The organism is Enterovibrio sp. FF113 (genome assembly GCF_041439165.1).
GTDB classification, from domain to species: Bacteria; Pseudomonadota; Gammaproteobacteria; order Enterobacterales; family Vibrionaceae; genus Enterovibrio; species Enterovibrio norvegicus_A.
On sequence record NZ_JBGONO010000010.1, the window covers coordinates 77266 to 96701 of the forward strand.

The following is a 19436-nucleotide window of genomic DNA, read 5'->3' on the forward strand; positions in this document are numbered from 1 at the left end:
TTCCGTATCTGGATAACCACGACTAGCGAGCGCTGGTCACTTTCTTACGAATGAAGTTGTTAAAGAGCACAGCAATGAGCAGCATTACGCCAAGGAATACACGGAACCAATCTGAATCAACACCCGTGAAGAAAATCCCCATCTGAACCACACCAAAAATCAAAGCACCGAAGAAAGCACCAATGACCGAGCCATAACCGCCCGTCAACAAAGCACCGCCGATAACCGCGGCAATAATCGCTTCAAACTCTTTGAGCAAACCACGGTCAGCCGCCGCAGACCCAAACTCCAACACCTGACAAGCCGCGAATACGGTGGCGCAAAATGCAGTAAACATGAAAAGGATTATTTTGACGTTGTCAGTCGGTACGCCCACGTTCTTAGCAGCATTGGCATCACCACCTGAGGCGAAAATCCAGTTGCCAAAACGAGTACGCAACAACACAAAAGAACACGCTGCGGTCAAAAGGAACCACCAAACGACCACCATGGGGATACCTGCGACAATCGGCGAGCCATCAGAGTAGGTTTCGATCCAACCCATTTTCGCCAACCAGATAAAGAACTCAGTTCCGATTTGCCCGCCAAATATCGCGCCCAACCAATCGCCTTCCGCAAGATTACCGACACCTGAAATAATGGTTTTATTGGTAAGTGCAATAGACAGTGCAATCGTCAAGCCACGCAGAATGAAAAGGAATGCGAGAGAAACAATGAAGGAAGGTAATCCCGTTTTAACGACGATATACCCATTGAGGAAACCGACCGCCATGGCGCATGCAAATGCGAATAGAATCGCCGCCCATACAGGCCACGCCCAATAAACGGCGGGAATGGCGATCATCATGCCTGCAAAACCAATCATGGAACCGATAGAGAGATCGAATTCACCTGCAATCATGAGCAAGCAAGCGCCTACCGCGATAATACCCAACTGCGCTGAAACCGTGGTCCAGTTAAGCACACCGTCTGCATTGAACATGCCTGAGTCCCAGGCAACGAGCGCAAAAAATACAAATACTAAAATGGCACCTGATACCGAACCAAGCTCTGGTCTCGATAGTAATCGCTTGACGGAAGAAACTTTTCTGACACGCTCGTCATTGTCTCCAACCGACTTTTTTTCTGTCCCTGATGCGGTTTCTTTTACCGACATACTCGCCTCCTAATTCCTTGCGTCTAATCTGGGCGCTGGCCCGAATCCGAATGACTGTTCAACTGTTGTCTCTGTTGCTCAGTGAAGAACCGTCTTTTCAATAAAAGCACGGCTTTGCTCTGCGTCTGTCTTCGCATCGCTTTTGGCGGTAGGGTCAGTGTCTTGTTCCACGGTCACCCAACCTTTGAAATCAATATCAATCAACGTTTGTCGAACGTCTGAGAAATCCACGCATCCCTGCCCGAGTGGACAAAAAATGTTGTTGCCAATCGCCGTGTAGAAATCGGTACCTGTTGCCACAGATGCTGCCAACACATCTGCATTGATGTCTTTAAAATGTAGATACTTAACGCGGTCTTTGTAGGTTCTTAATACATCGCTAGGATCCATGCCTGCATAAACACAGTGCCCGGTATCCACACACAAAGACATCAGGTCTGCCGGAAGGTCTCTCATTGCTCTATCCAGCTCATCGCGATATTCGATATAAGTGCCCGCATGCGCATGCAATGTGGGTGTGACATTGTATTGCGCACAAATTTCACCCACGCCGCGCAGGGTTTCCATCATCGCATCCCACTGTTCATCATTGAGTCGTGTGGCTGTTTTGGCTTGACCCGCTTCATCTGTTCGTGGAGATGAAACATGGTCAATCACGACCAAAAACTCAGCGCCTTGCTCATTGAGGATTTGGCATGTGGTATGGGTTTTCTCGAAAATGGCCTCTCGCTCTTCCGCTTTGTGAAGGTGTACAAACAAGGTGCCCGCAACCAATCCCAGCGTTCGAGCGGTTAAGGCTGAACGCAACGCTTGAGGATCTGTCGGTAAATACCCGAGAGGTCCCAACTCTGTTGCGCCATACCCAGCGCCCGCAATTTCATCTAACACTGTTTGCCATAAGGGATTGGCTGGGTTGTCAGCAAATTCAATTCCCCACGAACACGGTGCATTGGCAATTTTCAGTTCCAAGGCAAAGCCTCCTACTCAGTAAAGTCCATGCGTCTTTAACATCTGGCCTTAGCGACCCATGAAAAGCTCAAACATTTAAACTATCGTTAACACTTAATAAACAATTATGGTAATGATTTCACTTTGTCAACGAAATGGCCGTCTCAAAATTGCGCATTAAACGCCCAGTCACTCTATTTGAATAAAAAGTGTGCGCTACCTCTGATTATTTTCACTTTGCCATTTGAAAACATTTTCATTACATGACTACTATTTCATCAGAGCACGGAATTTGACTTTTTAGTGGGAGAAACATGGATGGGAACAATAAGACTCACAACGGCACAAGCACTTGTCCGTTATCTGGCAGCACAACAGATTGAAAATGAAGGGAAAGTAGAATCATTATTTGGATGTGCTTTTGCCATTTTCGGTCATGGCAACGTCACTTGTCTTGGTCAGCAACTATTTGAAAATCAGTCAGTATTCCCAACCTGGCGAGGACAAAATGAGCAATCAATGGCGTTAGCTGCAACGGCATATGCACGCGCTCATCAGCGCCGCAGAATTGGCATTGCAACCTCATCTGTTGGCCCTGGTGCGACCAACATGATCACGGCTGCAGGCGTTGCACATACCAACCGACTACCATTGCTATTGCTAGCCGGTGATACGTTCCAATCTCGCTTGCCCGACCCCGTATTGCAACAAGCCGAGCACTTTTCCAATCCCTCGCTGACGGTGAATGACGCCTTCAAGGCTGTTACTCGTTTTTGGGATCGAATCAACAGCCCATCTCAACTCACCGTCGCACTGCCTCAAGCCATTGCCACCATGCTTGATCCAGCCGATTGCGGCCCAGCGATGATTGCTTTGCCACAAGATGTTCAAGGACAAGCATGGGATTTCCCAGAAAGTTTCTTCGAGCCAAAAGTGCACCGCATTCGTCGCCCTCAGCCAGAAGCCATTGATTTAGCACTGGCGGCTGACGCCATCAAAGCATCAAAACGTCCGCTGATTATTGCTGGCGGCGGCGTGGTTTATTCTGGTGCGCGTGAGGCACTGACCCAATTTGCCGAAAAGCATCAAATCCCAGTGGTTGAAACCATCGCGGGTCGCACGCTGCTTGACGACAAGCATCCACTTAACTGCGGCCCCGTCGGCGCAACAGGATCAAACAGCGCCAACCACCTGTGTTACGAGGCTGATTTGGTACTCGCCATTGGCACGCGCTTACAAGATTTCACCACTGGATCATGGACCTTGTTCCGCGATCCAGACATGAAACTTATCAGCATTAATGCAGGTCGATTTGATGCCAACAAGCACATGGCACAGTCGGTAATTGCGGATGCCAAAGCCGCCATCGTTCCGTTAAGCGAGCAACTTGACACGTGGACAACCGAGAGCGGTTGGGTCGACAAGGCCAAAGCAGAAAAAGCGGCGTGGAATGACATCGTCAATGCCCGAACGGCAGCGACAGACACTGAACTGCCGTCGTATGCGCAAGTGATCGGTAAAGTGAATGCGCTGACGCAAGAAGGCGATCGCGTGATCACTGCCGCTGGTGGTCTACCGGCTGAAATCAACATGAACTGGCAAACCCGTCACCCTTATTCACTCGACGTTGAATTTGGTTTTTCTTGCATGGGCTATGAAATCGCAGCGGGCTGGGGTAACAAAATCGCCAGACCTGAGTATGAATCTATCGTCATGGTGGGCGATGGCTCTTACCTGATGATGAATTCCGACATCTACAGTTCTGTCCTCACCGGACACAAGATGATTGTTTTTGTGTGTGACAACGGTGGTTTTGCCGTTATTCGCAAGCTTCAAACCAACACGGGCAACGTCGCGTTCAATAACCAGTTAGAAGATTGCACCACTGAGCGTAACTATGACCTGCCGCGCGTTGACTTTGTCAGCCATGCACGCGGACTAGGCGCAAATGCAGAGAAACTGACCAATCTCAATGAATTAGAAGCCGCGTATGCGCGGGCCAAAGCATCGGATCGCACTTATGTCATCGTCGTCGATATTGACGACACAGTTTGGTCATCGTGTGAAGCATGGTGGGAAGTTGGCCTTCCTGAAGTGACCGACAATGAAAATATTATCAAAGCACGCGACCAGTGGGAGCAAGGACGTCAGCACCAACGACGTGGCGTGTAGTCGCTATCGGTCAAACAAAAAGAATAACAACGCGAGCAATGCGTCTAAAGATCAAGGAGAAAGCGCATCATGTTTAATGAAGAAATGCATTTGGATTCACCTATCCGTTGGGGAATGGTTGGCGGTGGTCGAGGCAGTGAAATTGGCTACTCTCACCGCGCTGCTGCGCAACGTGACCGTTTGTTTACCTTTGTCGCGGGTGCGCTGGACTTAGACCCTAAGCGCGGACGCGAATTTGGCGCTAATCTCGGCCTAGACCCTGACCGTTGCTATCCGGATTACAAAACCTTATTTGCTGAAGAAGCAAAACGTGAAGACGGTATTCAGGCAGTCTCGATTGCGACGCCAAACTCAACCCACTATGAAATTGCAAAAGCTGCGCTTGAAGCGGGCTTGCACGTTGTGTGTGAAAAGCCCGTCACCATTCATGTTGAAGATGCCCTCAAGCTAAAAGCATTGGCGGAGAAGCAAAACAAAATGGTTGCCGTCATGTATGGCTACACGGGCTTCCCTATGGTTCAACAAGCCAAAGAGATGGTTCGCCGTGGCGACATTGGCGCCGTGCGTGTGGTGCAAATGTCGTTTGCCCACGGCTTCCATAATCTCGAAGTAGAAAAGGACATTCCAGGTGCCAAATGGCGCATGAACCCTGAAGTGTCCGGCCCCAGTTTCATTATTGGTGATTGCGGGACACACCCTTTCTACTTGGCAAGCCTGATCACAGGGTTGAAAGTGAAATCTCTATTGTGTTCGCGCCAGAGCTTTATTGAATCTCGCGCACCACTGGAAGATAACGCCCACGTCATGTTCAACTTTGAAGGTGGCGCAGTGGGGACATTGTGGGCGAGCGCCATCAACTCAGGTTCTATGCACCAACAAAAAGTCCGCGTTGTCGGCGAGAAAGCCAGTTTGGAGTGGTGGGATGAATACCCTAACCAACTGAGATATGAAGTGCAGGGAGAGCCAGTACGCATTCTAGAACGTGGTATGGGCTATCTTTACAATGATGACCCTGGTGTGTCATGCAACCGTCAGGGTGGCGGTCACGCTGAAGGATTTTTTGAATCTTGGGCCAATCTCTATCACCGTTATGCTCTCGCGATTGATGCGTTCGAACGCGGCGATACTGCCTTTTTGGAAACCCATTGGTATCCCGACATTAACGGCGGTATTGACGGTGTGAAGATGGTCAATGCCTGCGTCAAATCAGCCGATAATGGCGCAGTGTGGGTAGACTATGACTGATTCTCACATTCACCTCTCTGGCTGGGAACAAAACGACACGCGCCCGCTCGATGTCATCTGCCTTGGGCGTGCTGGGGTTGATTTCTATGGCAATACGGACGGCGCGGATTTCTGCGCTGAGTCCAGCTTCAAAAAAAGTGTCGGGGGTTCACCCGCCAATGTCGCCATTGGCTTAGCCACTTTAGGTGCAAAAGCGGGCTTCATCGGATGTGTTTCTGACGATGCGCAAGGCCGCTATGTGCGCCATTACATGCAGGAAAAAGGCATCGACCTCTCGGGTGTGAAAACCTTGAGCGGCGAATACCGCACGAGTCTGGCGGTGGCTGAGTTGCGCCCTGAACCTGAAGTGGTGATTTATCGCAACAATGCGGCGGATCTAGCGTTAAATGCGAAAGACATCAGTTCCGAGTATCTCGCTTCATCACGTTGTCTGTTTGTTTCAGGCACCGCGCTGTCCACCAACCCTTCGCGTTTAGCGACCCTTTCTGCCATGCAAACCGCACAGCTCTCAGGCACCTTAGTGGTGCTAGATTTGGACTATCGCGCTTATTCATGGGCATCCCCAGAAGATCCGCCGCATTTCTATCGCCTCGCGGCTTCATTGAGCGATGTGGTCATTGGCAATCGCGAAGAATTCGAGGTCATGGGTATCCCGCATGACCATGAAGAAAGTCACATCAACGCGGCCTCCGAGCTATTAAGCGGCGGCACAGCGTTAGTGGTCATCAAAGCCGGTGCTGAGGGCTGTGATCTGTTTGGTTTGGATGGCAATGGCAACTTGCTCAAACGCTCGCAAGCCATTTTCAACGTGGAAGCGCGCAAACCCTATGGCGCAGGAGACGCCTTTGCTGCTGCGTTACTTTATGCCTTGTTGTATCAGCACAACCTCAAAGACGCCGTCGCCATGGGCGCTGCAAACGCTGCCATCAATGTCACAGGGGACACTTGCGCTGACGCGATGTCCAAATTACCTGCATTGATCGCGTTTATGGAAAGCCGTGGACACACATTTTCAGCGTTGCCAAAAGTGACAGTGCAACGTTAAGAAACGATTAAGGAGTAGATCATGGGAAAACATATCCCGCCGTTTGATAACAAAAATGCGCCCGTTGTTGGCGTCAATGACGACACCACCCCCCTTTGCTATTTCAACCCCGTTCGTCTTAAAAAAGGCGAAAGCCATAGCTACAAACTAGATGACTATGAATCCGCAGTGGTACTCGCAGGTGGTACCTGCGACATCACTGTCGATGGCGAAACGTTTAGCGGCATCGGCAAGCGCGCCTCTGTTTGGGATGGCGACCCCGCGGCGGTATACGCGCCAGTGGGTAGCGATGTCACCGTGACATGCGTTTCTGACGAAGCCGATGTGATGATTGCAGGTGGACGCTACGAGCAAGAAGCAGGGCACGCGCTTTCTGCCTTCGCCGTTCAACCCGAAGAGACGGACAAAATTCAGTACGGCAGTGACGACACCAAGACCCACCGCAAAATTAAACATATCTTCGGCCAGAAAAATGCCGACAAACGCGGTCGCATGCTGGTCAGCGAATTGTTTACCGTGGGTGCTGGCGGGTGGTCAGGTTTTCCACCGCACAAGCACGATGAAGATCGTGCACCGCAAGAAACCCGTTACGAAGAGGTCTACCAATTTAGGTTTAACCCTGACTTCGGCTTTGGTGCTCAGTTTCTTTACGAACATGAAGATGATTGCGGGCCGGTTTATCACGTTCGCACTGGCAGCGTGATTGCCATCGACAAGGGCTACCACCCTTCTGTCGCCGCGCCGGGTTACGAAATGTATTACTTCACCATCATCGTGGGTGAAACGAGTAAATCATTGGTACAGCATTTTGACCCCCATCATGAGTATCAAGTGCACACGATCCCCGGCATCAAAGACATGGTTGCTAAATTTAAGTAGCCGTAATCTAAAAGGACGAACCGATGCTAGTAAACCTGAACGACTTGCTCCCAAGCGCCGCTGTATCTGATGGCGCAGTGGCATGTTGCAATGTATTTGGTCTTGAAGAAGCCAAAGCCATTATTGCTGCCGCTGAATCCATTTCATTGCCCGTTATTCTGGCCGTCAACAAGGACATGGTGGACTTGGTGGGCGTCGAAGCCATGGGCGGCATGTTGGTGCCAATGGCAAAAGCCAGTTCCGTGCCTGTCTGTGTTCATTTAGACCATTGTTATGAAGAAGCCATTGTTTATCGTGCCATTCATTCAGGCTTTAGTTCTGTGATGTTTGATGGTTCACAACTGCCGCTTGAAGAAAACATCCGCCGTACACGCCAAGTCGTGGATGTTGCCCACGCGGTTGGTGTCACCGTTGAAGGCGAGCTAGGTTCTGTCCCCTATGAAGAAGGTCGCGACCACATTATATCTATGGCGACACTCCCAGAAGAAGCCACTCGATATACGGCAGAAAGCGGCATTGATGCGCTTGCAGTGTCTGTCGGCAATGTCCATCGGAAAACCGAAGCGAATAGCCCAATCGATTTCGACTTGCTGAAGAAAATTGAAATGGCCACCACTCTGCCTTTAGTCATTCATGGCACAACGGGCATTGCTGAGGCTGACCTTCTCACGCTTAAACAACAACGAGTGGCGAAATTCAACGTCGGCACCTCCCTTCGTATGGCATTTGGTCAAGCTATTCGCGAGTCCATGCAGCAAGAGCCTGACAAATATGACCGTCAGTATTTCGCAGGAAAAGCCATGCCAGTGCTGCAGAACGAAGCAGCCAGAGTGCTCGCATTATTGGCGTCCACACGCCAACCACTGCTTAAATAACCCACGCTAGTTATCGATTCATCGGGGCGATATCCATTCAAAAGGACGTAATAATGAGCAAGGCATATCAGAAGTTGGGAAGAAAGTTGAGATTAGGCGTGATTGGCGGTGGGCCGGATTCTTTCATTGGCTCCATTCACCGTTCAGCCGCCACCATGCATGAAGAATTTGAAGTTGTCGCTGGGGTATTTTCATCCAATCCTGAACGCTCCTTGATCGCGGGCAAAGAAATGGGTATCGCTCGCCCTTATGCCGATCCCGACGCGTTATTCGCGGGTGAAGCAAATGCAGATGAACCCATCGATGCACTGGCGATCATGACGCCCAATAACAGCCACTATGACCTTTCTTGTCGTGCGCTGGATGCAGGTTTCAACGTATTTTGTGAAAAGCCACTGACCATGACCGAAGAAGAATCTGCGGATTTGGTCAAGCGAGTCAATGCGGCTGGAAAGCGTTACTGCGTGGCCTATGGTTACAGTGGCTACGCGATGGTAAGACAAGCCAGAGACCTTGTCGCGCAAGGTGTTATTGGTAACATCACCATGGTGCAAAGTAACTATGTGCAGGGGCATCTTGCCACGCTAACCGAATCGGAGCTGTCTGGTGCGAACTGGCACATGAAACCGGAACTCGCAGGCCCATCGTTGATCCTTGGCGATATTGCGACCCACAGTTATCACCTCGCCAGTTATGTGATGGGCATGGAGGCGGCCTCTTTAAGTGCCGACGTCACCGCTTTGGTTGATGGGCGTGATGCCGATGACTACTGCGGAATTTTGCTGCGTTATCCCAACAAGGCGCGCGGCGTGTTTTGGGTCACCCAAGCTGCCGCTGGTGGCGTACATGGTCTGAATCTCACCCTTTACGGCACAAAAGGCGGCCTGGAGTGGCATCAAGAACAACCAAACGAATTGCTCGTTCGCCCTATCGACAAGCCCGCTTATATTCTCACTAAAGGTGGAACAGGACTGACTGGCGCAGGCTCGCGCGTGTCTCATGTGGCGATTGGTCACCCTGAAGGCTACCGAGAAGCGTTTGCCAACCTGTACTACGATTTCGCTTCCAATATCGTGGATGATTTACGTAACGAGACCCCCGATCCCTTGAGCCTCTGGAACCCAACCGTTGAGGAAGGCGCACAAGGTATGGCTTTTGTTTACGCCGCCGTCCGCTCTCGTGATAACGACGGCAAGTGGGAACCCGTGAAAGATCTCACTTAACCTTCTACTTTATCGATTTACATGCTTGCGAGCAGGTAGCCCGTCGTCGGTCTGCTCGCCTTTTTCTCTTCACCTTGCTGCTTATTCATTCCGTTCTCTCTTTCCTCTCCCGCTCCCACATGCGCTTTTCCTCACTGTGCTCCTCAAAAGAATTAATATTCAGGCTTATAACTCAGACAACCTCATCGTCGCCACCAGTCTATATTAACAAGCAATAGTGAATGCTCAGGAGGAGCTATGTCAGACAAAAAAATCGCACTTTTTGGTTGGCACCCAGATGTGGTGAACTACGAAAAATGGCCAGGAATGAGCGCAGAAAAGCTTCGCGCCATGCTTGAAGGTGACAGAGATAAGCTTGTTGCCCTTGGATACGCGGTTACATTGCACTATATCCGAGATGGTGAAACCGCCTATGACGCTGCAACAGAGGCACTTCAAGGTCAACCCTATGATTGCGTGCTGATCGGCGCAGGCGTGCGTCGTGATGACGACCATTTTCTTGTGTTTGAAAAACTGGTTAACGCAGTACACAAAGCCGCACCGCAAGCGACCATTTGCTTCAACACCAATCCCAGCGACACGGCCGATGCCATTAAGCGTTGGACCTAATAAACATGAAAGGAGACCAAGGTCGCCTTTCATGTTTAGCATTTAGAAATTCGAATCACTGTCACGGAGGACACCCGATGATCCAAGCTACCACAACGGGCTTCAACCCAGACTATGCAGAAGACGGCCCGACGATCGAAGAGGTTCAAGCCTTGCAAGGTATTGCCATTATCGAGTTTGGAGCACCTTGGTGTGGATACTGCCAAGCGGCAGAGCCTGCGGTGAAGGAAGCCTTAGCTGGGCTTTCAATTCCACACATTAAAGTTTATGACGGCAAGGGAAAACGACTGGGGCGATCCTTTAACGTTAAGCTGTGGCCTACGTTGATACTGCTTAACGACGGTGTCGACATTGAGCGCGTCGTGCGCCCCATTCACCCCGATGAAATCGGAGATTTACTCACCGACGTTGATACCTAACTCGTATTTAAACGGTTGGCGACCCATCACCTATTTCGCAAACAATTGACCATCAATGTCTTTGAACGATTTAAATTCCAACGCATTGCCGGTCGGATCGAGAAAAAACATGGTGGCTTGTTCGCCCGGTTGACCAACAAAACGAATATAAGGTTCGATGACAAACTCAACCCCTTTTTCTTTTAACCTGTCAGCCAGCAATTGCCAATCTTCCATCTCAAGCACAACACCAATGTGTGGAACCGGAACGGCTTTGGCATCGACAGCATTGTGATGCAGATTTAGCGTATTGTTTTCGCCTATATTGGGGTCGCAATGAATGACAAGTTGATGCCCATAGAGGTTGAAATCAACCCACTCGTCACTGCTTCGCCCTTCCCCACAATTCAACACATCAGCATAGAATCGGCGTGACTCTTCTAGATTTCTTACCGGAATCGCGACGTGAAAAGGTGTCAATGTCATGGGTTCTCTCCCTAGAGGCTTAGTTTCGTGATTGAGTATCCTGATTGAATTTGCTGACTAAATCATAGTTTGCCCGTCACTAAAGGTTGAATGGTTTATAAGAATGGTGCGTTGGCATGCCACGGCATTGACGATAAAACTGTGTTTGTCTCAGTTATAAATAAACATAACAACACGTCACTATTTCAATTTTTCCCGAACAATGATGTGATGGATTAACAGCGCATCTCACGCTCAGAAAATATAACAAGGATGGAACAAAATGACGGTTGAAACTTGGCTCGCGTTTCTCTCTATTGCCTTCCTCGCAGCCCTTTCTCCAGGCCCTGCTATCTTATTGGTGATGACGCATTCGCTGCGTTCTGGGCTAGGAAAAGCCTTGTTTACCGTCGCGGGTAATATTACTGGTTTGTTTATCATGTCGTCATTTTCAGTGCTGGGCTTGAGCGCACTCGTTCTCAGTTCTGCCACCGCGTTTATGGTCATCAAACTGCTGGGCGCCTGCTACTTGGTTTACCTTGGCATCAAAGTTTGGCGAAATGGCATCGAGATTTCACTCTCCGATGCGCCTGACACAAACAAGACTCGCAGCTATTATCTCCAAGGCGTGTTGGTTGCATTAACGAACCCTAAAGCTATCGTGTTTACCACGGCACTCTTTCCGCAGTTCATTGAAATAAGCCAGCCTTTGATCCCACAGTTTTCAATTTTGGTGGTGACCTTGATGTGTTGCTCAATCACCTGTTTATCTGGCTACGGATATTGGGGAGTAAAAGCCTTAAAACGCTCGAAAAGCCTTACCACATCTAAGTGGTTACCGAGAACATTTGGAGGCACTTTCATCGGCATTGGCGCGATGCTCGCGCTGACAGCACAGCGTTAATGCGTGAGAAGATTTGGCGATAAGTATTGGATGTTATGTGTTAACTGATCAATAGACCAAATTGCAGTAACACCAGCACAAACAACATCACCGATAACCCTTTCCAAAACCGGAGCGGGTTTTTCTCCAACAAAGACCGCGATTGATTAGCCTTTTCCAATTTGCGGTTTGGCTTCAACAGATCTTGCTCAAACTCAGACAGCACCTGATAACGAGCCGCAGGGATCGGATGACACGCTTTTTTTAACGCGGCATCAAACCAATCAGGAATATCAGGCCGGTATACTGTCGCTGGCACATAGTCGTTCTGCTGCGCCGCACGAGGGTTTGCCGCATTAACAGGCTTGTATGGCAAATGTCCGGTGAGCAGTTCATAAACCGTCATTCCAAGCGAGAACACATCAGACGCTAATGTCGCATTCTGTCCTTTGATATATTCCGGCGCTGCGTAATTTAGATCGCCGACTGGATAGCCTTCTTCGATGTTCTCACCCAATTCGTTTAACCCATCAGCCTGCGCGGTGCCGTAATCAATTAGCGTCACATTCATGTCTTTGTCGACCATGAGGTTATCTGGCTTGATATCACGATGCACCACCGACATTCTCTGCAACACACGCATGGCACGAATTGCTCCTTTCGCCAAAGTGCGCACCTGAGACAACGTGGGTGATGGGAAATCTACCATCCACTCTCGAAACGTCATGCCATCAAGGTATTGGCAAACATGGTAGAGAAACGGTGAGTGTTGAGATGGCGGATGGATTTTCATCACACCGGGTTGCTTGATTTGCTCACCAATCCATCCTTCTCGGATAAATCCAGCGAGATAAACCGCATCATCGGCAAAGTTTTGCGACGGCATTTTCAACACGTACCGTTTACCATCCAGATCACTGCGTGCCAGATAAATGTGGCTTCGACTGCCGCTGTAAAGTACACGGACAACCTCATAGTGATCGATCTTCACTCCTTCACGCAAAACAGGCGGAATGACGCGTTCCGACAACTCTCTTATTGCTTCATCAAATGTCGCAGAAGGCAAAGCATCAATGGTCAGCACTAAGCAGGTAACGTTGTCATCACTGCCTGCTGCCAGCGCATCTGAGACTAAATTTTCCGCGACTAACTGAAGATCACTATCTTCCTCGATACCCTCTAAGCGATCAGCGATCTGCTTATCAGACAACACATCATGCAGGCCATCACTCGACATCATCACAATATCGCCCCGCTCAACCGCTACTGACCGATAATCGACGTTGAGATGGCTATCGATGCCTAACGCGCGGGTCAAATGATGTTGTGTCTTTCCAGTGTAATGGCGATGATCTTGTGTCAGAGGTGTAAGCGAGTGATGACGAAACAGATAGGCGCGACAATCTCCCACATGAAAAACATGGGCAGTGTTAGATTTCACCACAACGCCGCAAAATGCAGCAACCATGGCACTGGAGGATGTTCCAGCTTGTTGAGCATGATGATATAACCAATGGTTGAGTGATTTGAGCACCTTGCTCGCAGAGGCTTTTGCCGTCCATGTCACCGGCGTGCCGAGGTAATCATCAATAAATTCCGTCACGCTCATTTCGCTGGCTTTTTGGCTGATATCGCTACAACTCACGCCATCTGCAATCGCAGCAACCACACCTTTATGTTTAAGCTCACTGAGTTTGTTAGGGATGCTAACCGCAAAGGCATCTTGATTAGGTACTTTGATGCCCGCGACTGAACAACCACCCGCGCGAACCACAAGCTGGGAAGCAGGCTGAACCTGCTTCCCAGCGAATGAAATGGCAGCACTGCAATCCGCTGCCGTTGAATGACTTTCTGGTTTCATCGCTTACGCTTTTGCTACGTCGATCATGGTAATACTGCCATCGTCATTCACTTCTGCAATTTGCCCTGACGGCTCTTCCATAAAGAGTAGCGTGATAAATCCAACCACTGCTGTACCAGCAATAATCAGGAAGAAGGTGCTGTAGTCCACCAGCGATAAAACGGTTAGATATACCACTGCACCAACGTTACCGTAAGCGCCTGTCATACCTGCGATTTGGCCTGTCATTCGACGCTTAATCAAAGGCACAGCGGCAAACACGGCACCTTCGCCAGATTGAACAAAGAAAGAACACCCCATCGCCGCAACCACGGCCAACCAGACAGGCCATGTACCGTCAACCTGTCCCATCACTAAGTAGCCTAACGCTAAGCCCGCAGTAAGAATAAGCAGTGTTGGTTTGCGTCCAAATTTATCAGATAGCCACCCACCACCCGGGCGCGACATCAAATTCATGAAGGCGTAAGCAGAAGCCACCATGCCAGCGATCACAGGTGTGAGCTCAAACGTGTCTAAGAAGAACAGGGGCAGCATTGATACCACCGCAAGTTCTGAACCAAACGTCGCAAAGTACAAGATGTTCAAGACTGCGACTTGTTTGAATTTGTATTGATGAATTTCAGGCACGGCCTCTTTGAAAATATGCTTGTTCACCTTCCACACTTGCAGTGAATCGAACACATAGATCAGCGCGAGACCGACGTAAATCATGGTGACGACTGTCGTAGAGAACATACCAATACCTGATGGCGAAAGCTTCCATGCAAGTAGCGCTAGCGCGCCATACATCGGCATTTTCATCAACAGCAACAAGTAGAAGTCAGCTTTTGATGTGACTTCCATTGCACCCGCGTTCTTCGGTTTGTAATAGGTCGCACCTTTTGGTGTATCCGTTACGCTGCGATAAAACACAAAGGAAAACAGCAGACTCATCAAGCCTGTGATACCCATGGCATAGCGCCAACCATCTTCGCCACCAAACATCAGAGCGACAGTCGGCAACGTGAAGGCTGCTGCGGCAGAACCAAAGTTACCCCAGCCCCCATAAATACCCTCAGCGGTACCAAGTTCATTGTGCGGGAACCACTCAGACACAAGACGAATACCAACAACAAAACCGGCGCCGATTAAGCCAAGTGCAAAACGTGCAATCGCCGCTTGTACGAAGTTGTCGGATAGGGCAAAAACGAAGCAGGGAATCGAACAAATGGCGAGTAAAAGTGAATAAACAATACGAGGGCCATATTTATCCGTTAGCATACCAACGACCACCCGAGCCGGAATAGTAAATGCCACGTTTAAAATAAGCAGGGTTTTGATCTCGGCGGTGGTGAGTCCCAATGATTCCTTTACAGACTGAAGCAATGGCGCGAAATTAAACCACACCATAAACGTAATAAAAAATGCAAACCAACTTAAATGGAGTATTTTCATTTTCCCTGTAAATGAAAACAGGTTGAATTTCTCACTTCCTGACATTTCGACATCCTCATCAATTAATAATCCCTGGCATTGCGGAATTTAATTTCCGCAATCAAAATCTCTGTTCCTATTTTTGGGGCACAGTTAGCCCGTCGCGATAAGGCGCTGATTGAACAACGCCATCACGGCAATATTTTTTATTCCTTGATTAATCGGCTAAGTGGTCGCGTTTTCAGCTATTAACCCATCGCAGCCAGCTGCACATCTCCTTCATGGCACCTCACTGAATACGTACCAACGGAGATCGAGTCATCTTCAATGCAGACACCGCTTTCGAGGCAGAAATGCTGTTTATAAAGCGGTGACGCAATCACGGTTTTATCACCCGATGAGCCAAGCATTCCTCGAGACAAAACATTGGCCTTACCAATTGGGTCGAAATTGTCGATGGCGTACAAGGTGTCTGTTTGACCGCAGAGAAAAATCGCCACTTGTTTTTCATCAAATAACGCGCAAACACCCGTGTTTTTAACCAAATCTTGCTTACGACAAATCGTTTGCCATTGTGTCATTTCCGTCTCCTTAACCTTGTATCTCAACAACATCAATACGTTGGACTTTCTCAGCCTGTTGAACGCCGACACCATCTGCCAATGTTTCTTTTTCAGCTGGCGCGGGTACTCTTTGCCCCCGCTCAGTGATGTATTTCAACCCACTGTCGGCTTGCTCGCTATTAATGAAGTGCTTAAAGCGTTTGAGCCTTTCTGGCGATTCAATGGTGGTTTTCCACTCGCATTGATATTGCCCGAGGCTTTCAGCCATTTCTTTTTCTAGCTCGTCGGCAATCAAAAGTTTGTCTTCAATGACCACCTGCTTGAGGTAATCCAACCCGCCTTCGAGGTTTTCGAGCCAAACGGACGTGCGCTGTAAACGATCAGCAGTGCGGATGTAGAACATCAAAATGCGGTCGATGTATTTGATCAAATCAACACGATCAAGATCGGAGGCAAATAAATCACCATGGCGAGGACGCATGCCGCCGTTTCCGCAGACATAGAGGTTCCAGCCATTTTCAGTGGCGATGATACCGATGTCTTTTGATTGCGCTTCCGCACACTCACGCGTACAGCCTGACACAGCGAATTTGAGCTTGTGCGGCGATCTGAGGCCTTTGTAGCGATCTTCGATGTTGATGGCGAAACCGACACTGTCATCGATGCCATAGCGACACCAAGTCGAGCCCACACATGATTTCACTGTTCGTACGGATTTACCGTAGGCGTGACCAGTTTCAAACCCCGCATCAACCAAAATTTTCCAAATGTCAGGCAATTCGTGCAATTGCGCACCAAACAAGTCGATACGCTGACCGCCCGTGACTTTGGTATACAGATCATATTGTTTGGCGACCTGTCCCAATACAATCAGCTTGTCTGGTGTGATTTCGCCACCCGCAACACGTGGCACGACGGAATATGTACCGTCTTTTTGCATATTACCGAGGTAGTTATCATTGGTGTCTTGCAAACCGATGTGCTCGTCTTTTAGCACATAGTCATTCCAAAATGACGCCAGAATCGACCCTACGGTGGGTTTACAAATATCACAACCAAGACCTGACCCGTGACTTTCAAGCAAGTCATCGAAAGTTTTCACTTTCTTGATGCGAACAATGTCCGCCAATTCCTGGCGTGTGTAGTGAAAATGCTCACAAAGGTCGTTGTTCACTTCATGGCCTAACGCGGCCAGTTCTGTGTCCATGACTTGCTTGGTTAACGCTGCACAGCCGCCGCAACCGGTAGATGCTTTGGTTTCTGCTTTCAATTCCGCCATGGACGAACAACCTGCAGCCACAGCCGCTTTTATGGTCCCTTTGGTAACGTCATAACATGAACATATCTGCGCAGTATCCGGCAAGCTTGCAAGCCCTGCCGACCCAGTATCAGAGTCAGCGGCTCCGTCGGAAAGTAAAAGTACTGATGGGAATTCAGGTAACGGCAAATCGTTGAGCATGGTTTGCAATAAGTGGGAGTAGCTGTCTACATCGCCAACCAGCACCGCACCCAACAGTTTGGTTCCATCTTCAGACACAATCACACGCTTGTAGACTTGCTCAATGCCGTCAGAGAAGGTGTAAGACTGTGCTCCCGGCGTATTGCCATGCGCGTCACCAATACTGGCGACATCAACACCCAATAACTTCAGCTTAGTGCTCATGTCTGCGCCTTTAAACGCAGCCTCTTCTCCGCACAGTTTCGCTGCAACAACCCTCGCCATTTGATAACCGGGGGCGACCAATCCGAAAATGCGTCCTTCCCATAAGGCACACTCACCAATGGCATAAATATCAGTGTCACTGGTTTGGCAGCTATCGTTGACGACAATGCCGCCACGTTCACCAAGCGCTAGGTCATGAGCCTTAGCCAATGCATCTTGAGGACGAATACCGGCCGAAAACACAACGACATCGGTTTCCAATTCACTGCCATCGGCAAATTCCAGTTTGTAGCGAGACGCATTGCCAGCCGAGATAGCCTTAGTCGCCTTTTCCGTGTGAATAGTCACGCCAAGCGAGGTGATTTTTTGCTTAAGTAATTCACCGCCGCCATCATCAAGCTGTACCGCCATTAGACGCGGCGCGAACTCAACCACATGGGTTTCAAGACCCATATTCTGTATCGCGTTCGCGGCCTCTAGGCCTAACAACCCCCCGCCCACAACCACACCAACCTGACTTGTGTCACCGGATGCTCGGATGGCTTCCAAGTCTTCTATCGTTCGGTAAACATGGCAATGCGCTTGATCGTTACCTTGGATTGGCGGAACAAATGGATATGAGCCCGTTGCAAGCACGAGTTTGTCGTAAAACACTTCGCGCCCTTTGTCAGTCACTACACATTTATTTTCTCGTTGAATGGCGACCACTTTTTCATTCAAGTAATAGTGGACGCCTTTGTCGTCATACGCTTCTTCACTGGTTAGCATCAGATCATTGGCTGTTTTACCGCTAAAAAAGCTGCTTAGCTGCACCCTGTCGTACGCAAGACGAGGTTCTTCCGAAAACGTGATGATCTCAAATTCGTTGTTATTGTTTCTGTCGCACAGTTCTTCGATGAACCTGTGCCCTACCATGCCATTCCCAACAACGACAATGCGTTTCTTGTCCATAATCCTTTCCCTATGCTGAAAGCTTTTCAATGTGTTCTTGCGATTGGACGACAAACCAATCCAGTTCGTAGGCAAGCGATACCACATGACCGACCACGATGAGTGCCGGTGACTGAACACCTTTATTTGCGATATAAGCGTGAATGTCTGAAAGTGTTTTGATGAAAACACGCTGATCTGAGGTGCAGCCTTTTTCGATAACGGCGACCGGTGTTGTGGCGGATAGACCCGCGGCAAGAAGCTCATGACAGATGAATTCAAGCTTGGATAGACCCATGTAAAACACCAATGTTTGGTTGAGTGATGCGAGGGCAGACCAATTCACTTCGAGGTCATGTTCTGAATGTGCGGTGACAAATGTGCAACCCTGTGAAACGCCGCGATGTGTTAAAGGAATACCCGCATAACTAGTACAACCGCTCGCCGCGGTAATACCCGGAACGACGTCGACAGATATACCTTCTCGATGAAGTACCTGCATCTCCTCTCCGCCACGACCAAATACAAAGACGTCGCCGCCTTTAAGTCGGCAGACGGTTTTCCCTTTTTTTGCTTCTTCAACCAAAATGCAATTAATGTCAGCCTGAGAAACGCTGTGCTTATCTTTCGCTTTACCGACAAAAATATGTTTTTTCCCGAATGGGATTAATGCAATGATTTCGTCGCTAACCAAACGGTCATACACAATGACGTCTGATTGTTGAATACACCGAAGCGCCTTCACCGTCATCAGATCGGGATCGCCAGGCCCTGCGCCCACAAGATATACTTTGCCAATATTCTGATGCTTAGCGGTCATAAAAGAAGCTCGCCGTTTATCTGTTGAATTGTCGGACATCCTTGCCTCTCACTTTCTTTACTAAAAGCCATCTTTTCAAAAAGACCTGCCGAATATATAGAGCTATCAGCAATTTAAGTGCCAGCAATTAAAATAGAAATCATCACACCTTTCAATTCAATGATTTTACTAATGAATTAATAACACTCATAACACCCATGGCTGATATGAAAAATAAAATAACACCCACACACTCAACACCATTGCTCGTTAATAGTGCGCACTAGGAATATTTCGCACCAAAAAGAG

The 19436-nt window shown here is 49.0% G+C and carries 17 protein-coding genes; 9 read left to right on the forward strand and 8 right to left on the reverse strand.

The window, feature by feature from the left end:
• Positions 1 to 22 precede the first annotated feature (22 nt).
• Positions 23 to 1156 carry an ABC transporter permease gene (locus ACED36_RS09820; RefSeq protein WP_017004127.1) on the reverse strand — a complete coding sequence of 378 codons (1134 nt, stop codon included), beginning with the start codon at positions 1154 to 1156 and terminating at the stop codon, positions 23 to 25.
• A 78-nt stretch (positions 1157 to 1234) separates the two neighbouring features.
• Positions 1235 to 2125, reverse strand: coding sequence for a TIM barrel protein (locus ACED36_RS09825; RefSeq protein ID WP_017007425.1), 891 nt, complete (start codon positions 2123 to 2125; stop codon positions 1235 to 1237).
• Positions 2126 to 2422: 297 nt separating this feature from the next.
• Between ACED36_RS09825 and iolD the strand changes: the two genes are divergently transcribed.
• From iolD to ACED36_RS09865, 8 genes are all read left to right on the forward strand, one after another.
• Positions 2423 to 4276 carry a 3D-(3,5/4)-trihydroxycyclohexane-1,2-dione acylhydrolase (decyclizing) gene (gene iolD / locus ACED36_RS09830; RefSeq protein WP_017004129.1) on the forward strand — a complete coding sequence of 618 codons (1854 nt, stop codon included), beginning with the start codon at positions 2423 to 2425 and terminating at the stop codon, positions 4274 to 4276.
• Positions 4277 to 4345: 69 nt separating this feature from the next.
• The gene (locus ACED36_RS09835; protein ID WP_371733173.1) at positions 4346 to 5521 is read left to right on the forward strand and encodes a Gfo/Idh/MocA family protein; all 1176 of its coding nucleotides are present in this window, start codon (positions 4346 to 4348) and stop codon (positions 5519 to 5521) included.
• Positions 5514 to 6566, forward strand: a complete 1053-nt coding sequence (iolC, locus tag ACED36_RS09840; RefSeq protein ID WP_371733174.1) for a 5-dehydro-2-deoxygluconokinase — start codon at positions 5514 to 5516, stop codon at positions 6564 to 6566. Before ACED36_RS09835 ends, iolC begins: the two co-directional genes overlap by 8 nt.
• Positions 6567 to 6587: 21 nt before the next feature.
• Positions 6588 to 7445 carry a 5-deoxy-glucuronate isomerase gene (locus ACED36_RS09845; protein ID WP_017004131.1) on the forward strand — a complete coding sequence of 286 codons (858 nt, stop codon included), beginning with the start codon at positions 6588 to 6590 and terminating at the stop codon, positions 7443 to 7445.
• A gap of 23 nt (positions 7446 to 7468) precedes the next feature.
• Entirely contained in the window at positions 7469 to 8320 is an 852-nt protein-coding gene (locus tag ACED36_RS09850; RefSeq protein WP_371733175.1) for a class II fructose-bisphosphate aldolase, read from the forward strand.
• A gap of 53 nt (positions 8321 to 8373) precedes the next feature.
• Positions 8374 to 9543, forward strand: coding sequence for a Gfo/Idh/MocA family protein (locus ACED36_RS09855; RefSeq protein ID WP_371733176.1), 1170 nt, complete (start codon positions 8374 to 8376; stop codon positions 9541 to 9543).
• A 237-nt stretch (positions 9544 to 9780) separates the two neighbouring features.
• A complete protein-coding gene (locus ACED36_RS09860) occupies positions 9781 to 10152 on the forward strand; it encodes a hypothetical protein (RefSeq protein WP_016961337.1) in 372 nt (123 codons plus the stop codon).
• Positions 10153 to 10229: 77 nt separating this feature from the next.
• Complete coding sequence (locus tag ACED36_RS09865) at positions 10230 to 10571, forward strand: thioredoxin family protein (RefSeq protein WP_371733177.1); 342 nt, start codon at positions 10230 to 10232, stop codon at positions 10569 to 10571.
• Between the two features lie 30 nt (positions 10572 to 10601).
• On the opposite strand, the gene ACED36_RS09870 is transcribed toward ACED36_RS09865, so the two are convergent.
• Complete coding sequence (locus ACED36_RS09870) at positions 10602 to 11036, reverse strand: VOC family protein (RefSeq protein ID WP_371733178.1); 435 nt, start codon at positions 11034 to 11036, stop codon at positions 10602 to 10604.
• 262 nt (positions 11037 to 11298) lie between these two features.
• Here ACED36_RS09870 and ACED36_RS09875 point away from each other — a divergent pair, with 262 nt between their 5' ends.
• The gene (locus ACED36_RS09875; protein ID WP_016961334.1) at positions 11299 to 11919 is read left to right on the forward strand and encodes a LysE family translocator; all 621 of its coding nucleotides are present in this window, start codon (positions 11299 to 11301) and stop codon (positions 11917 to 11919) included.
• Between the two features lie 40 nt (positions 11920 to 11959).
• Here ACED36_RS09875 and ACED36_RS09880 read toward each other — a convergent pair whose 3' ends face one another.
• The 5 genes from ACED36_RS09880 to cobA all read right to left on the reverse strand — a co-directional run bounded on the left by ACED36_RS09880 (position 11960) and on the right by cobA (position 19148).
• A complete protein-coding gene (locus tag ACED36_RS09880; protein WP_371733179.1) occupies positions 11960 to 13759 on the reverse strand; it encodes a protein kinase in 1800 nt (599 codons plus the stop codon).
• Between the two features lie 3 nt (positions 13760 to 13762).
• Positions 13763 to 15238: a NarK family nitrate/nitrite MFS transporter gene (locus tag ACED36_RS09885; protein WP_371733180.1), complete on the reverse strand. Its 1476-nt coding sequence runs from the start codon at positions 15236 to 15238 to the stop codon at positions 13763 to 13765.
• A gap of 182 nt (positions 15239 to 15420) precedes the next feature.
• Positions 15421 to 15753 (reverse strand): nitrite reductase small subunit NirD, encoded by a 333-nt coding sequence (gene nirD, locus ACED36_RS09890; protein WP_016961331.1) that lies wholly within the window; start codon positions 15751 to 15753, stop codon positions 15421 to 15423.
• Positions 15754 to 15763: 10 nt separating this feature from the next.
• On the reverse strand, positions 15764 to 18349 hold the full coding sequence (gene nirB, locus ACED36_RS09895) for a nitrite reductase large subunit NirB (protein ID WP_371733182.1): 2586 nt from the start codon (positions 18347 to 18349) through the stop codon (positions 15764 to 15766).
• A gap of 10 nt (positions 18350 to 18359) precedes the next feature.
• Positions 18360 to 19148, reverse strand: a complete 789-nt coding sequence (gene cobA, locus ACED36_RS09900) for a uroporphyrinogen-III C-methyltransferase (protein WP_371733183.1) — start codon at positions 19146 to 19148, stop codon at positions 18360 to 18362.
• Positions 19149 to 19436: the final 288 nt, after the last annotated feature.

What these genes read in the sequence shown, in the direction of transcription:
- ACED36_RS09820 (WP_017004127.1), bottom strand. Translation starts at nt 1,156, where the DNA reads ATGTCGGTAAAAGAAACCGCATCAGGGACAGAAAAAAAGTCGGTTGGA.
- iolD (WP_017004129.1), top strand. Translation starts at nt 2,423, where the DNA reads ATGGGAACAATAAGACTCACAACGGCACAAGCACTTGTCCGTTATCTG.
- ACED36_RS09835 (WP_371733173.1), top strand. Translation starts at nt 4,346, where the DNA reads ATGTTTAATGAAGAAATGCATTTGGATTCACCTATCCGTTGGGGAATG.
- iolC (WP_371733174.1), top strand. Translation starts at nt 5,514, where the DNA reads ATGACTGATTCTCACATTCACCTCTCTGGCTGGGAACAAAACGACACG.
- ACED36_RS09845 (WP_017004131.1), top strand. Translation starts at nt 6,588, where the DNA reads ATGGGAAAACATATCCCGCCGTTTGATAACAAAAATGCGCCCGTTGTT.
- ACED36_RS09850 (WP_371733175.1), top strand. Translation starts at nt 7,469, where the DNA reads ATGCTAGTAAACCTGAACGACTTGCTCCCAAGCGCCGCTGTATCTGAT.
- ACED36_RS09855 (WP_371733176.1), top strand. Translation starts at nt 8,374, where the DNA reads ATGAGCAAGGCATATCAGAAGTTGGGAAGAAAGTTGAGATTAGGCGTG.
- ACED36_RS09860 (WP_016961337.1), top strand. Translation starts at nt 9,781, where the DNA reads ATGTCAGACAAAAAAATCGCACTTTTTGGTTGGCACCCAGATGTGGTG.
- ACED36_RS09865 (WP_371733177.1), top strand. Translation starts at nt 10,230, where the DNA reads ATGATCCAAGCTACCACAACGGGCTTCAACCCAGACTATGCAGAAGAC.
- ACED36_RS09870 (WP_371733178.1), bottom strand. Translation starts at nt 11,036, where the DNA reads ATGACATTGACACCTTTTCACGTCGCGATTCCGGTAAGAAATCTAGAA.
- ACED36_RS09875 (WP_016961334.1), top strand. Translation starts at nt 11,299, where the DNA reads ATGACGGTTGAAACTTGGCTCGCGTTTCTCTCTATTGCCTTCCTCGCA.
- ACED36_RS09880 (WP_371733179.1), bottom strand. Translation starts at nt 13,759, where the DNA reads ATGAAACCAGAAAGTCATTCAACGGCAGCGGATTGCAGTGCTGCCATT.
- ACED36_RS09885 (WP_371733180.1), bottom strand. Translation starts at nt 15,238, where the DNA reads ATGTCAGGAAGTGAGAAATTCAACCTGTTTTCATTTACAGGGAAAATG.
- nirD (WP_016961331.1), bottom strand. Translation starts at nt 15,753, where the DNA reads ATGACACAATGGCAAACGATTTGTCGTAAGCAAGATTTGGTTAAAAAC.
- nirB (WP_371733182.1), bottom strand. Translation starts at nt 18,349, where the DNA reads ATGGACAAGAAACGCATTGTCGTTGTTGGGAATGGCATGGTAGGGCAC.
- cobA (WP_371733183.1), bottom strand. Translation starts at nt 19,148, where the DNA reads ATGACCGCTAAGCATCAGAATATTGGCAAAGTATATCTTGTGGGCGCA.